Below are 13,927 nucleotides of genomic sequence, written 5' to 3' on the forward strand. Positions count from 1 at the left end.
TATGCCTCGCAAGGGTCCGGCCCCCAAGCGGCCGCTAGTCTCAGATCCCGTTTACGGCTCCCCGCTGGTCACCCAGCTGATCAACAAGGTGCTCGTTGACGGCAAGAAGTCCACTGCAGAGCGCATCGTCTACGGTGCCCTCGAAGGTGCTCGCGCCAAGTCCGGCGGCGACCCCGTGGCAGCCCTCAAGAAGGCCATGGAGAACGTCAAGCCTTCCCTCGAGGTCCGCTCCCGCCGTGTCGGTGGCGCCACCTACCAGGTTCCGGTTGAGGTCAAGCCGGGCCGCTCCACCGCTCTCGCCCTGCGGTGGTTGGTTGGCTACTCCAAGGCCCGCCGCGAAAAGACCATGACCGAGCGCCTCCAGAACGAAATCCTGGATGCCTCGAACGGTCTCGGTGCCGCTGTGAAGCGTCGCGAAGACACCCACAAGATGGCCGAGTCCAACAAGGCCTTCGCACACTACCGCTGGTAATACTTCCCGGACGCCGCCGGCTCAACCGAGCCGGCGGCGAACGTGCAGTCCATCCGAAAGGGAGACACCGTGGCACAGGACGTGCTTACCGACCTTAGCAAGGTCCGCAATATCGGCATCATGGCCCACATTGATGCCGGCAAGACCACTACTACCGAGCGCATCCTGTTCTACACGGGTGTGAACCACAAGATCGGCGAAACGCACGACGGCGCTTCGACGACTGACTGGATGGAACAGGAAAAGGAACGCGGCATCACCATCACGTCTGCCGCCGTGACCTGCTTCTGGGAAAACAACCAGATCAACATCATCGACACCCCCGGCCACGTGGACTTCACGGTTGAGGTTGAGCGCTCCCTGCGCGTCCTCGACGGTGCTGTTGCCGTGTTCGACGGTAAAGAAGGCGTGGAGCCGCAGTCCGAGACTGTCTGGCGCCAGGCTGACAAGTACAACGTCCCGCGCATCTGCTTCGTCAACAAGATGGACAAGCTCGGCGCTGACTTCTACTTCACCGTCGACACCATCATCAGCCGCCTGGGCGCCAAGCCGCTCGTTATGCAGTTGCCGATCGGTGCCGAGAACGACTTCATCGGCGTCGTCGACCTGCTCTACATGCGTGCCTTGGTGTGGCCCGGCGATGCCAAGGGTGACGTCACCATGGGTGCCAAGTACGAGATCCGCGAGATCCCGGCTGACCTGCAGGCGAAGGCCGAGGAGTACCGCGCCAACCTCGTGGAGACCGTTGCTGAGTCTTCCGAGGAACTCATGGAGAAGTACCTCGAGGGCGAAGAGATCTCCATCGACGAGCTCAAGGCCGGCATCCGCAAGATGACGATCAACTCGGAGATCTACCCGGTCTTCTGTGGTTCTGCCTTCAAGAACCGCGGCGTCCAGCCGATGCTCGATGCCGTGGTCGACTACCTGCCGAACCCGCTCGACGTTCCCCCGATGGTCGGTCACGATCCCCGGGACGAAGAGAAGGAACTGACCCGTAAGCCTTCCGCTGACGAGCCGTTCTCCGCACTGGCATTCAAGATCGCCGCGCACCCCTTCTTCGGCCAGCTCACCTTCATCCGCGTGTACTCCGGTCACGTTGAAGCAGGCGCCCAGGTGGTCAACTCCACCAAGGGCAAGAAGGAGCGCATCGGCAAGCTGTTCCAGATGCACGCCAACAAGGAAATGCCCGTTGAGGGCGCTACCGCCGGCCACATCTATGCAGCGATCGGCCTGAAGGACACCACCACGGGCGACACCCTGTGCGATTCCAGCAACCAGATCGTTCTCGAGTCCATGAGCTTCCCGGAGCCCGTGATCTCTGTCGCGATCGAGCCGAACACCAAGGGTGACCAGGAGAAGCTCTCCACGGCCATCCAGAAGCTCTCCGCTGAGGACCCGACCTTCCAGGTCTCCCTCAACGAAGACACCGGTCAGACCATCATCGCCGGCATGGGCGAGCTCCACCTGGACATCCTGGTGGACCGCATGCGCCGCGAGTTCAAGGTTGAGGCCAACGTGGGCAAGCCCCAGGTTGCGTACCGCGAAACCATCAAGCGTGCTGTAGAGCGTCACGACTACACGCACAAGAAGCAGACCGGTGGTTCGGGCCAGTTCGCAAAGATCCAGATCGCGATCGAGCCGCTGGACACGTCCGAAGGCGAGATGTACGAGTTCGAGAACAAGGTCACCGGTGGCCGCGTTCCGCGCGAATACATTCCGTCGGTCGACGCCGGTATCCAGGATGCGCTGAACGACGGCGTCCTGGCCGGTTACCCGGTTGTCGGCATCAAGGCCACGCTGATTGACGGCGCGTACCACGATGTTGACTCCTCGGAAATGGCGTTCAAGATCGCCGGCCGTATGGCTTTCAAGGAAGCCGCACGCAAGGCGAACCCTGTCCTGCTCGAACCGCTGATGGATGTCGAGGTCCGCACCCCTGAGGAATACATGGGTGAAGTTATCGGTGACCTCAACTCCCGCCGTGGCCAGATGCAGTCCATGGAAGATGCCCAGGGCGTCAAGGTCATCCGCGCGCACGTCCCGCTGTCCGGCATGTTCGGCTACATCGGTGACCTGCGCTCGAAGACCCAGGGCCGCGCTGTGTACTCCATGACGTTCAACAGCTACGCCGAGGTCCCGAAGGCAGTTGCCGACGAGATCATCCAGAAGACCCGCGGCGAATAGTCTCCCCGACTCTCGCAGCGACAATCGCAGGTGCTTCCCCGTTCACGGGGACTGCCCTGGTGCAGGTGGCCGGCCCGGACGGCTGTAGTCTGGCGGAGCCGGACCGGCCGCCTGCACGAACAGGCTTTAGGCACTAGCATTAGTTCCTGAATCTGCAATTTCATCAATCCAAAGCCCCCCAAGTAGACTTACTGGAGTTTCAGTCGCGACAAGCGCGGCCGAAGGGTAAGTCATTTGAAAACGTTCTAGGAGGAACCTGTGGCAAAGGCAAAGTTCGAGCGGACTAAGCCGCACGTTAACATCGGTACCATTGGTCACGTTGACCACGGTAAGACGACGCTGACGGCCGCCATTTCCAAGGTGCTGTACGACAAGTACCCGACTCTCAACGAGAAGCGTGACTTCGCGTCGATTGACTCTGCTCCCGAAGAGCGTCAGCGCGGCATTACCATCAACATCTCCCACGTTGAGTACCAGACCGAGAAGCGCCACTACGCACACGTAGACGCTCCGGGTCACGCTGACTACATCAAGAACATGATCACCGGCGCTGCTCAGATGGACGGTGCAATCCTCGTGGTTGCCGCCACTGACGGCCCGATGGCTCAGACCCGCGAGCACGTTCTGCTCGCCCGCCAGGTTGGTGTTCCCTACCTGCTGGTCGCCCTGAACAAGGCTGACATGGTCGAAGACGAGGAGCTCCTTGACCTCGTTGAAATGGAAGTTCGCGAACTGCTCAGCTCGCAGGGCTTCGACGGCGACGAGGCACCTGTTGTCCGCGTTTCCGGCCTGAAGGCACTCGAAGGCGACCCGGTTTGGGTCAAGTCCGTTGAGGACCTCATGGCTGCCGTCGACGAGTCCGTTCCGGACCCCGTACGTGACCGTGACAAGCCGTTCCTGATGCCGATCGAAGACGTCTTCACGATCACCGGCCGTGGCACCGTTGTTACGGGCCGCGCCGAGCGTGGAACCCTCGCCATCAACTCCGAGGTCGAGATCGTCGGCATCCGCCCGGTCCAGAAGACCACGGTTACCGGTATCGAGATGTTCCACAAGCAGCTCGACGAAGCATGGGCCGGCGAGAACTGTGGCCTCCTGCTCCGCGGTCTGAAGCGCGACGATGTCGAGCGTGGCCAGGTTGTCGTCAAGCCGGGTTCCATCACCCCGCACACCGACTTCGAGGCTAACGTCTACATCCTCTCCAAGGACGAAGGCGGACGTCACAACCCGTTCTACTCCAACTACCGCCCGCAGTTCTACTTCCGCACCACGGACGTAACCGGCGTTATCACCCTGCCGGAAGGCACGGAAATGGTTATGCCCGGCGACAACACTGAGATGACCGTTGCGCTCATCCAGCCGATCGCAATGGAAGAGGGCCTCGGCTTCGCTATCCGCGAAGGCGGCCGCACCGTTGGTTCGGGACGTGTCACCAAGATCATCAAGTAGTTCTTACTGATGTGAATTGAAGAACGGCCCCGCTGCACTCGCAGCGGGGCCGTTCTTTTTTGTGCCCTCAGCACTATTTTGTGCACTCCGCGCGTCGCCCGGATGGCTGGCCCTGCCGCTGCTACGGCCACCAGCCCATGGATGCCGTGGGCGGGGCGCTGATATCGTTGCTTCCAACGAAGGGAGCTCACAATGGGCTGGTTTATTTTCCTGCTGGTGGTGGCGGCCGTCGTCGTCGGCGTGGTCTGGGCCAAGAAGCACTTCCGCCACGAGATTGAGCGGGCCAAGCGCATCAACCGGGCCAACAAGAACCAGTAGGTCCCCCCGGCTCAGCCTTTGCGGGCGCGGCTGACCGCCTGGTACCAGTAATACGAATCCTTGGGCGTCCGCTCCTGGGTGTCGAAATCCACGTGGACCAGTCCGAAGCGCTGCGAGTACCCGGCCGCCCATTCGAAGTTGTCCATCAGGGTCCACACGTAGTAGCCGCGCAGCTCCACGTCCTCGGCGATCCCGCCCGGCGCGGTGGCGTCCAGCGCATGCCCCAGGTGGGACGCGATGTAGCTGATCCGCTCCGCATCGTTGATGGGCCCGTCCACATGGTCCGGCTCGGGGAAGCTGGCTCCGCTTTCCGTGATGTACAGCGGCGGCAGCGCGGTACCGTACCTGTCCTTCAACTCCCGGAGCAGCGGGCCCAGGTGGTCCGGCGCCACCGGCCAGCCGAAGCCCGTGGTGGTGTACTCCGGGAACGCCGCCATGTGGAACGGCATCTTCACCATCGCGTCGGTGTGGCCCACAGGGGTTTCGGCCGGGCCCCGGCCGGTGGCCACCTTCACGGGGTAGTAGTAGTTCAGCCCGTAGAAGTCGAGCGGCTGGTGGATGGCCTGCAGGTCGGCGTCGGAAATCTTGCCCAGCGCACGGAACCACGGCCTGGCCACGAGCGGGACCTTCGGGTACCGGCCCAGGAGGATGGGGTCCGCGTAGACCCGGTTGAGGACCAGGTCGAAGATGTTGGCGAGGAACTTGTCCGTGGCCAGCCGGGACGCGGGCCGCACCGGCGAGTGCAGGTTGGTGACGCCCACGCCGCCGCGGACGGACTCCGCGCGCAGGGCCTGCACAGCGAGGCCGTGGCCCAGGAGCTGGTGGTGCACCGCCGGCAGGGCGTTGAACAGCAGGTCATGGCCCGGGGCATGGACCCCCAGGGCGTAGCCGTTCAGCGTCACGGACACCGGCTCGTTCAGGGTCACCCACTGCGCCACCCGGTCGCCGAAGCGACGGCCCGCCTCAGCCGCGTAGTCGGCAAACCGTTCCGCGGTGGACCGGTTCAGCCACCCGCCGCGGTGTTCCAGGGGCAGCGGGGTGTCCCAGTGGTACAGGGTGGCCATGGGGGAGATGCCGGCTTCCAGCAGCTGGTCGATAAGCCGGTCGTAGAAATCCAGCCCTTCGCTGTTGAACGGCCCGGTGCCGTCCGGCTGGATCCGCGGCCAGGAGAGGGAGAACCGGTACGAATCGATGCCGAGGGTGCGCATCAGTGCGACGTCCTCTGCGGTGCGGTTGTAGTGGTCGCAGGCGACGGCGGGGGAGTGGCCGTCCTGGATGCTGCCGGGCTTCTCCACGAAGGCATCCCAGCCGGAGGGGCCCCGGCCGCCGGCGGCGAGGGAACCCTCAATCTGGAAAGCGGCCGAGGCGACGCCCAGCTGGAAATCCGGGCCCAGGCGCGCGGCGAGGGCCTGGACTGACACAGAGTCCTGCACAGTCATGCCCCTATCATCCCCACGCCGCCCGCCGAAGGCAATGAGTGGACTCACGTCCCACCGGTCCGCCGTCGGGAGTAACCCTCCTGTAGGGAGCCGCGCCGGGCTCCCGGACCTCGAACGGGCCCGGATTCGCTTCTGCCCGATAATTCCGGCATACTAGATGAGTTGTTCAAGCGCTCCTTCGCGTCCCGATCCGGATAATGCCGGGTGTCAGGGTCCAGGTAGGAGACCAAACATAACCCACTCCCCATGGAACTGCGGACAGTTTCGCCTGAAAAGCGCGACACGCCCGACCGCGGGGGTCGGTTGGCCGGCAGGTTGAGGAACCCGGATTCATCCGGATTCAGCTTGTGCGGCTGATGGTAGTTACGACTTCAAATGCTTCGGCAGCCATACAACGAGTAAGTGAACAGGGCAGCCCTAATCAGGGGAAGCACAGACTGAAAGAGAGTCAGGCGACATGGCGGGACAAAAAATCCGCATCCGGCTGAAGTCATACGACCACGAGGTCATTGACGTTTCAGCACGGAAGATCGTTGAGACGGTCACGCGCGCAGGCGCAACTGTAGTTGGCCCCGTGCCGCTGCCGACGGAGAAGAACGTTTACTGCGTTATCCGCTCTCCGCACAAGTACAAAGACAGCCGCGAGCACTTTGAAATGCGCACGCACAAGCGTCTTATCGACATCATCGACCCCACGCCCAAGGCTGTTGATTCGCTCATGCGTCTCGACCTGCCGGCCGACGTGAACATCGAAATCAAGCTGTAGGGAGGTGCTGAGAGACTATGACCGCAACCCGTAACGTAAAGGGCCTGCTGGGCACGAAGCTCGGCATGACCCAGGTCTGGGACGAGAACAACAAGCTCATCCCCGTCACTGTGGTCCAGGCTGACTCGAACGTCATCACGCAGCTGCGCAACGCAGAAACTGATGGCTACGTCGCCGTTCAGATCGGCTACGGCCAGATCGATCCCCGCAAGGTCACCAAGCCGCTGGCTGGTCACTTTGAAAAGGCAGGCGTCACGCCTCGCCGCCACGTCGTAGAACTGCGCACTGCAGATGCTGACTCTTACGAGCTGGGCCAGGAGCTCTCCGTAGAGCTCTTCGAAGCCGGCCAGAAGATCGACGTCGTTGGCACCACCAAGGGTAAGGGCTTCGCCGGTGTTATGAAGCGTCACGGCTTCCACGGCGTTGGAGCTTCCCACGGTGCCCACAAGAACCACCGTAAGCCCGGTTCAATCGGTGGCGCATCCACCCCGAGCCGCGTCTTCAAGGGCATGAAAATGGCCGGCCGCATGGGCGCCGTTCGTCACACCACGCTGAACCTCACGGTCCACGCGGTTGACGTCGAGAAGTCGCTGCTCCTTATCAAGGGTGCCGTCCCCGGCGCCCGCGGCCAGGTCGTCCTCGTACGCACCGCCGTGAAGGGAGCCTAGTTAGATGACTAGCACTGTCAAGGTTGACCTGCCTGCAGAGATCTTCGACGTACAGACCAACGTGCCGCTGCTGCACCAGGTCGTCGTCGCACAGCTCGCCGCTGCTCGCCAGGGTACCCACAAGACCAAGACCCGCGCCGAGGTTTCCGGTGCAGGTCGCAAGCCGTTCAAGCAGAAGGGCACCGGCCGCGCCCGTCAGGGTTCCATCCGTGCTCCTCACATGACCGGTGGTGGCGTTGTCCACGGCCCCACGCCGCGTGACTACAGCCAGCGCACCCCCAAGAAGATGATTGCTGCTGCACTGCGCGGCGCTCTCTCTGACCGCGCCCGGAACGGCCGCATCCACGTTGTCGCTGAACTGGTGGCCGGCACCAAGCCGTCCTCCCGCGAAGCTCTGGCAACGCTGCGAGGTGTCACCGAGCGCAAGAACCTGCTCGTCGTCATCGAGCGCGCCAACGATGTTGCTGCACTCTCCGTGCGCAACCTCACGGATGTTCACGTTCTGTACGCAGACCAGCTGAACACCTACGACGTTCTCGTCTCCGATGACGTTGTCTTCACCAAGGCTGCCTACGAAGCATTCGTTGCTGACCGGGCAGTGGCAAAGAACCAGGAGGATGCCAAGTGAGCGCAGCAACCCTCAAGGACCCGCGCGACGTCGTGCTTGCACCCGTCGTCTCGGAAAAGAGCTACGGCCTGATCGACGAGGGCAAGTACACCTTCCTGGTGGACCCCCGCTCGAACAAGACCGAGATCAAGCTGGCCGTGGAGAAAATCTTCTCCGTCAAGGTCGACTCGATCAACACCATCAACCGTGCCGGTAAGCGCAAGCGCACCAAATTCGGATGGGGTACCCGCAAGAACACCAAGCGTGCGATTGTGAGCCTCAAAGAAGGCACTATCGACATCTTCGGCGGTCCGCTCTCGTAGCGGAGACCACTTTAACGAGGAAATAAATTATGGGAATCCGTAAATATAAGCCGACTACCCCGGGCCGTCGCGGCTCGAGCGTAGCGGACTTCACCGAAATCACGCGGTCGACGCCGGAAAAGTCGTTGGTTCGTCCCCTCCCGAAAAAGGGTGGACGTAACAACACCGGTAAGATCACGACCCGTCACAAGGGTGGTGGCCACAAGCGCCAGTACCGTCTGATCGACTTCCGTCGCCACGACAAGGACGGCGTCAACGCCCGCGTTGCTGAAATCGAGTACGATCCGAACCGCACGGCTCGCATCGCCCTCCTGCACTACGTTGATGGCACCAAGCGTTACATCATCGCCCCGAACAAGCTGGCCCAGGGTGACACCGTGGAAGCAGGTGCCGACGCTGACATCAAGCCCGGCAACAACCTGCCGCTGCGCAACATCCCGGTCGGTACCGTGATCCACGCAGTTGAACTGCGTCCGGGTGGCGGCGCCAAGATGGGCCGCTCCGCCGGCGCATCGATCCAGCTCGTTGCAAAGGAAGGCCGCTTCGCCCAGCTGCGTCTGCCTTCCGGCGAAATCCGCAACGTTGACGTGCGCTGCCGCGCAACGATCGGCGAGGTCGGCAACGCCGAGCAGTCGAACATCAACTGGGGCAAGGCCGGCCGTATGCGCTGGAAGGGCGTCCGCCCGACCGTCCGTGGTGTCGCCATGAACCCGGTCGACCACCCGCACGGTGGTGGCGAGGGTAAGACGTCCGGTGGACGTCACCCCGTCAACCCGAACGGTAAGCGCGAAGGCCGCACCCGCCGTCCCAACAAAGAGAGCGACAAGCTTATTGTTCGTCGCCGTCGTACTGGCAAGAACAAGCGATAGGAGCCTGGACACATGCCACGCAGCCTGAAAAAAGGTCCTTTCGTTGACCAGCACCTCTTTGTGAAGGTAGCCAGGGAAAACGAAAAGGGCACCAAGAACGTCATCAAGACCTGGTCCCGCCGTTCGATGATCGTCCCCGACATGCTCGGCCACACGATCGCCGTGCACGACGGACGCAAGCACATCCCGGTGTTTGTCACTGAGTCGATGGTCGGGCACAAGCTCGGCGAATTCGCTCCCACGCGGACATTCCGCGGCCATGTCAAGGACGACCGTAAGGGCAAGCGCCGCTAGGCGCCTGCACTTACGTCAAAGACGAGAGAAGGAAAGCAATGGAAGCCAAGGCAATTGCGCGTCACATCCGCGTAACGCCTATGAAGGCCCGGCGCGTCGTCAACCTTGTTCGTGGTAAGCAAGCGAATGAGGCTCTGGCAATTCTGAAGTTTGCCCCGCAGGCAGCTTCGGAGCCGGTATTCAAGGTAGTTCAGTCGGCAATCTCCAACGCCCGGGTCCTCGCGGACCGCGACGGCGTGGCGTTTGACGAAGGTGACCTCATCATCAGCGAAGCGTTTGTTGATGAAGGCCCGACCATGAAGCGGTTCCAGCCGCGTGCCCAGGGTCGTGCATTTCAGATCAAGAAGCGCACGAGCCACATCACCGTGGTAGTCGCTACCCCGGAGAAAGAGGAGGCTCGCTAAGTGGGACAGAAAGTAAACCCGCACGGGTTCCGACTCGGCATCACCACCGATCACGTATCGCACTGGTTTGCTGACAGCACCAAGGCCGGCCAGCGGTACAAGGACTTCGTTCGCGAAGACATCCGTATCCGCCAGCTCATGTCCACGGGCATGGAGCGCGCCGGTATCGCCAAGGTCGAGATCGAGCGCACCCGCGACCGTGTCCGCGTGGATATCCACACGGCACGTCCGGGTATCGTTATCGGCCGCCGCGGCGCTGAAGCAGACCGCATCCGCGGCGAGCTCGAGAAGCTCACCGGCAAGCAGGTCCAGCTGAACATCCTCGAGGTCAAGAACCCCGAGATGGAAGCACAGCTTGTTGCCCAGGGCGTTGCTGAGCAGCTGACTTCCCGCGTGGCTTTCCGCCGTGCGATGAAGAAGGCCATGCAGTCCGCGCAGCGCGCCGGTGCCAAGGGCATCCGTATCGCTTGCTCGGGTCGACTGGGTGGCGCTGAAATGTCCCGCTCGGAGTTCTACCGCGAAGGCCGTGTGCCCCTGCACACCCTCCGCGCGAACATCGACTACGGCTTCTACGAGGCCAAGACCACCTTCGGCCGCATCGGCGTGAAGGTCTGGATCTACAAGGGTGACGTCACCGCCAAGGAACTGGCTCAGCAGGCAGCTGCTGCTCCGTCCCGTGGCCGTGCCGGCGACCGCCCGGGCCGCCCGGGTGGCGCTGACCGTGGTGACCGCCGCCGTCGTAACGACCGCCCGGCCGAGGCTGCACCTGTTGCTGCCGAGGCTCCGGCGGCTGATGCAGCTTCTGCCGCACCGGCACAGGCAGCAGAAGGAGGACAGGCTTAAATGCTTATCCCACGTCGAGTCAAGCACCGTAAGCAGCACCACCCGGGTCGTTCCGGCGCTGCTACGGGCGGCACCCAGGTCTCCTTCGGTGAATGGGGTATCCAGGCTCTGAGCCCGGCATACGTCACCAACCGTCAGATCGAATCTGCCCGTATCGCGATGACCCGCCACATCAAGCGTGGCGGCAAGGTCTGGATCAACATCTACCCGGACCGTCCGCTGACGAAGAAGCCTGCCGAAACCCGCATGGGTTCCGGTAAGGGTTCTCCGGAATGGTGGGTCTCAAACGTCAAGCCGGGCCGGGTTCTCTTCGAACTCTCCGGTGTCAGTGAAGAGGTAGCTCGCGAGGCCCTGCGCCTGGCAATCCACAAGCTGCCGTTGAAGGCACGCATTGTGCGTCGCGAAGGTGGTGAGTAGAAATGGCAGTAGGATCCAAGGAACTTGCATCCGCACAGCTGGACGGTTTCGACAACGAGCGTCTCGTTGAAGAACTCCGCAAGGCCAAGGAAGAGCTGTTCAACCTGCGTTTCCAGTCCGCCACCGGACAGCTGGAGAACCACGGTCGTCTGCGTGCGGTAAAGAAGGACATCGCCCGCATCTACACCGTTCTCCGTGAGCGCGAGCTGGGCATTCGTGCCGAGGTTGCCGCACCGGTTGTGGAAGCCAAGGAAGAGAAGAAGTCCAAGAAGGCTGCAACCAAGAAGGCCGAAAAGGCTGAGACGGTTGAAACCGAGGAGGACGCCAAGTGACTAAGAAGGACGAGAACGTGACGGAAACTGTTTCCGGTGCAGCTACGGCTGACGAGCGCGGTTACCGTAAGACGAAGCGCGGCTACGTCGTCTCGGACAAGATGGAAAAGACCATCGTTGTCCAGGTCGAAGACCGTGTGAAGCACGCCCTCTACGGCAAGGTGATCCGCCGCAACACGAAGATCAAGGCTCACGACGAAGAGAACAGCGCCGGCATCGGCGACCTGGTTCTCCTCGCCGAGACCCGCCCGCTCTCCGCTACCAAGCGGTGGCGCCTGGTGGAGATCATCGAGAAGGCCAAGTAACACCTGCCGCTTTCCCTCCAGGGAAAACAGCACAGCAGCCCCCGTTCCCGTTTGGGAGCGGGGGCTGTTCCGTTTCCGGGGGAGTGCCGCGGCCGGCGGGCCGGACGCCTGCCGTGCGTGACGCCGTCGACTGTGGTAGTGGCCGATTCTGGCTGAGGCCCAAAACGTGCTAAGATTTTGAGTTTGTATGGCGCCTTCAGTGCGCCGTGCGTCAACCTCGTAAACAATCGTGCCACGGCATAGTGCCCCCTCGCGCCCAGTGCGTCTGGGAAGCAAATGTTTTTGGCACGGGAGTTTAGGCCTGGTCTGGCAAAATCCAGGCAGGTCAAGAGACACCCCGATCAACCGTTCCGCAAGGCTCATTCCGTAGGAAGATTTTCGGTCTGAGAACCAGCGCGACGCAAGGAGTAAATAGTGATTCAGCAGGAGTCGCGACTCAAGGTCGCCGACAACACGGGTGCTAAGGAAATCCTTACCATTCGCGTTCTCGGTGGATCTGGCCGTCGCTACGCAGGCATCGGCGACGTCATCGTCGCTACCGTCAAGGACGCAATCCCGGGCGGCAACGTAAAGAAGGGCGACGTCGTCAAGGCTGTCATCGTCCGTACCAAGAAGGAACGCCGCCGTGCAGATGGTTCCTACATCAAGTTTGACGAGAACGCAGCTGTGATCCTGAAGAACGACGGTGACCCCCGCGGTACCCGTATCTTCGGACCGGTTGGTCGTGAACTTCGCGATAAGAAGTTCATGAAGATCGTTTCTCTGGCTCCGGAGGTGCTTTAGTCCATGGCTAAGATCAAAAAGGGTGACCTCGTTCAGGTCATCACTGGCGCCAAGGCTGAGCGCGGCGGCGACCGTGGCAAGCAGGGCAAGGTTCTGCGCGTGTTCCCCGAGACCAACCGCGTGCTGGTCGAAGGCATCAACCGCGTCACCAAGCACACCAAGGTCGGTCAGTCGCAGCGCGGCACCAAGACCGGTGGTATCGAGGTCGTTGAGGCTTCGATCCACATCTCCAACGTGGCCCTGGTAGACCCGTCCACCAAGAAGCCCACCCGCGTCGGTTTCCGCACCGAGACCGTTGAGCGCGATGGCGTGAAGCGCGAAGTGCGCGTCCGCGTGGCCAAGAGCTCAGGGAAGGACATCTAATGACTGAGACTCTCGAGACTCCGGCAAGCAAGATCGTTCCTCGTCTGAAGACCAAGTACGCGGATTCCATCAAGAGCTCGCTCGTTGAGGAATTCAAGTACGAGAACGTCAACCAGGTTCCCCGTCTGGTCAAGGTCGTTGTGAACATGGGTGTTGGAGATGCCGCCAAGGACTCCAAGCTGATCGACGGCGCTGTCCGCGATCTGACCCTGATCACCGGCCAGAAGCCGCAGGTAACCAAGGCCCGCAAGTCGATCGCACAGTTCAAGCTGCGCGAAGGCATGCCGATCGGTGCACACGCAACTCTGCGTGGGGACCGCATGTGGGAATTCCTGGACCGTCTGGTCACGCTGGCACTGCCGCGTATCCGCGACTTCCGGGGCCTCAGCGGCAAGCAGTTCGACGGCAACGGCAACTACACCTTCGGTCTGACCGAGCAGGTTATGTTCCACGAGATCGACCAGGATTCCATCGACCGCGTCCGCGGCATGGACATCACCGTCGTGACCACTGCCAAGACCGACGACGAAGGCCGTGCGCTGCTCAAGGCGCTGGGCTTCCCGTTCAAGACCGAAGACTAATCTAGCTACGTAAAAGGTCCGCCCGCGCCGGCCCCGAACCCAGTTCGGCGTCCAGCACGGCGGAAACCGTTATGAGGAAGGGCAAGAGCCCACCATGACAATGACAGATCCCGTCGCAGACATGCTTACGCGTCTGCGCAACGCAAACTCGGCATACCACGACTCCGTGTCTATGCCGTACAGCAAGCTCAAGGCACGCGTTGCCGACATCCTGAAGGCCGAAGGTTACATCGCCTCCTGGAAAGAAGAAGACGCTGAAGTCGGCAAGAAGCTGACCCTCGAGCTCAAGTTCGGTCCGAACCGCGAGCGTTCCATCGCTGGCGTTCGTCGTATTTCCAAGCCGGGACTGCGCGTTTACGCAAAGTCCACCAACCTGCCGCACGTGCTGGGTGGTCTGGGTATCGCAATCCTGTCCACCTCTTCCGGCCTCCTGACTGACAAGCAGGCCGGCAAGAAGGGCGTGGGCGGCGAAGTCCTCGCTTACGTCTGGTAACGGGAAAGGAAGAGAAT

At 62.0% G+C, this 13,927-nt stretch carries 20 protein-coding genes; 19 read left to right on the plus strand and 1 reads right to left on the minus strand.

Going from position 1 to position 13,927, the window contains the following annotated elements; genetic code table 11:
* Position 1: 1 nt before the first annotated feature.
* The 4 genes from rpsG to AR539_RS19805 all read left to right on the plus strand — a co-directional run bounded on the left by rpsG (position 2) and on the right by AR539_RS19805 (position 4,423).
* Positions 2–472, plus strand: coding sequence for a 30S ribosomal protein S7 (gene rpsG / locus AR539_RS11485; protein WP_066436842.1), 471 nt, complete (start codon positions 2–4; stop codon positions 470–472).
* A gap of 69 nt (positions 473–541) precedes the next feature.
* On the plus strand, positions 542–2,656 hold the full coding sequence (fusA, locus tag AR539_RS11490) for an elongation factor G (protein ID WP_066436844.1): 2,115 nt from the start codon (positions 542–544) through the stop codon (positions 2,654–2,656).
* 258 nt (positions 2,657–2,914) lie between these two features.
* Positions 2,915–4,105, plus strand: coding sequence for an elongation factor Tu (gene tuf / locus AR539_RS11495; protein WP_066436847.1), 1,191 nt, complete (start codon positions 2,915–2,917; stop codon positions 4,103–4,105).
* Positions 4,106–4,297: 192 nt separating this feature from the next.
* Positions 4,298–4,423, plus strand: coding sequence for a hypothetical protein (locus AR539_RS19805; protein ID WP_269433698.1), 126 nt, complete (start codon positions 4,298–4,300; stop codon positions 4,421–4,423).
* 11 nt (positions 4,424–4,434) lie between these two features.
* Here AR539_RS19805 and AR539_RS11500 read toward each other — a convergent pair whose 3' ends face one another.
* Positions 4,435–5,862, minus strand: coding sequence for a GH1 family beta-glucosidase (locus AR539_RS11500; RefSeq protein ID WP_066436850.1), 1,428 nt, complete (start codon positions 5,860–5,862; stop codon positions 4,435–4,437).
* Between the two features lie 457 nt (positions 5,863–6,319).
* Here AR539_RS11500 and rpsJ point away from each other — a divergent pair, with 457 nt between their 5' ends.
* The 15 genes from rpsJ to rpsH all read left to right on the plus strand — a co-directional run bounded on the left by rpsJ (position 6,320) and on the right by rpsH (position 13,910).
* A complete protein-coding gene (rpsJ, locus tag AR539_RS11505; RefSeq protein WP_003803825.1) occupies positions 6,320–6,628 on the plus strand; it encodes a 30S ribosomal protein S10 in 309 nt (102 codons plus the stop codon).
* A 17-nt stretch (positions 6,629–6,645) separates the two neighbouring features.
* Complete coding sequence (rplC, locus tag AR539_RS11510; RefSeq protein WP_003803812.1) at positions 6,646–7,296, plus strand: 50S ribosomal protein L3; 651 nt, start codon at positions 6,646–6,648, stop codon at positions 7,294–7,296.
* Between the two features lie 4 nt (positions 7,297–7,300).
* Positions 7,301–7,924: a 50S ribosomal protein L4 gene (gene rplD, locus AR539_RS11515; RefSeq protein ID WP_066436853.1), complete on the plus strand. Its 624-nt coding sequence runs from the start codon at positions 7,301–7,303 to the stop codon at positions 7,922–7,924.
* Positions 7,921–8,226, plus strand: coding sequence for a 50S ribosomal protein L23 (gene rplW / locus AR539_RS11520; protein ID WP_056425233.1), 306 nt, complete (start codon positions 7,921–7,923; stop codon positions 8,224–8,226). Before rplD ends, rplW begins: the two co-directional genes overlap by 4 nt.
* 29 nt (positions 8,227–8,255) lie before the next feature.
* Positions 8,256–9,095 (plus strand): 50S ribosomal protein L2, encoded by an 840-nt coding sequence (gene rplB, locus AR539_RS11525; RefSeq protein WP_066436856.1) that lies wholly within the window; start codon positions 8,256–8,258, stop codon positions 9,093–9,095.
* A 12-nt stretch (positions 9,096–9,107) separates the two neighbouring features.
* Complete coding sequence (gene rpsS / locus AR539_RS11530) at positions 9,108–9,389, plus strand: 30S ribosomal protein S19 (RefSeq protein WP_018773666.1); 282 nt, start codon at positions 9,108–9,110, stop codon at positions 9,387–9,389.
* Positions 9,390–9,427: 38 nt separating this feature from the next.
* Positions 9,428–9,793, plus strand: coding sequence for a 50S ribosomal protein L22 (gene rplV, locus AR539_RS11535; RefSeq protein WP_003803798.1), 366 nt, complete (start codon positions 9,428–9,430; stop codon positions 9,791–9,793).
* Complete coding sequence (gene rpsC / locus AR539_RS11540) at positions 9,794–10,636, plus strand: 30S ribosomal protein S3 (RefSeq protein ID WP_066436859.1); 843 nt, start codon at positions 9,794–9,796, stop codon at positions 10,634–10,636.
* Complete coding sequence (gene rplP, locus AR539_RS11545) at positions 10,637–11,053, plus strand: 50S ribosomal protein L16 (protein ID WP_018773668.1); 417 nt, start codon at positions 10,637–10,639, stop codon at positions 11,051–11,053. It begins immediately after the preceding gene.
* A gap of 2 nt (positions 11,054–11,055) precedes the next feature.
* Entirely contained in the window at positions 11,056–11,385 is a 330-nt protein-coding gene (gene rpmC / locus AR539_RS19810) for a 50S ribosomal protein L29 (protein WP_066436863.1), read from the plus strand.
* Positions 11,382–11,690 (plus strand): 30S ribosomal protein S17, encoded by a 309-nt coding sequence (gene rpsQ / locus AR539_RS11555; protein ID WP_082699340.1) that lies wholly within the window; start codon positions 11,382–11,384, stop codon positions 11,688–11,690. Before rpmC ends, rpsQ begins: the two co-directional genes overlap by 4 nt.
* A 414-nt stretch (positions 11,691–12,104) precedes the next feature.
* A complete protein-coding gene (gene rplN, locus AR539_RS11560; protein WP_003803789.1) occupies positions 12,105–12,473 on the plus strand; it encodes a 50S ribosomal protein L14 in 369 nt (122 codons plus the stop codon).
* A gap of 3 nt (positions 12,474–12,476) precedes the next feature.
* Complete coding sequence (gene rplX / locus AR539_RS11565; protein WP_066436866.1) at positions 12,477–12,836, plus strand: 50S ribosomal protein L24; 360 nt, start codon at positions 12,477–12,479, stop codon at positions 12,834–12,836.
* Complete coding sequence (rplE, locus tag AR539_RS11570; RefSeq protein WP_056425240.1) at positions 12,836–13,417, plus strand: 50S ribosomal protein L5; 582 nt, start codon at positions 12,836–12,838, stop codon at positions 13,415–13,417. Before rplX ends, rplE begins: the two co-directional genes overlap by 1 nt.
* 94 nt (positions 13,418–13,511) lie before the next feature.
* Positions 13,512–13,910, plus strand: a complete 399-nt coding sequence (gene rpsH, locus AR539_RS11575; RefSeq protein WP_066436870.1) for a 30S ribosomal protein S8 — start codon at positions 13,512–13,514, stop codon at positions 13,908–13,910.
* Positions 13,911–13,927 lie beyond the last annotated feature (17 nt).

This window comes from Arthrobacter sp. EPSL27, assembly GCF_001512305.1.
Lineage (GTDB): Bacteria > Actinomycetota > Actinomycetes > Actinomycetales > Micrococcaceae > Arthrobacter.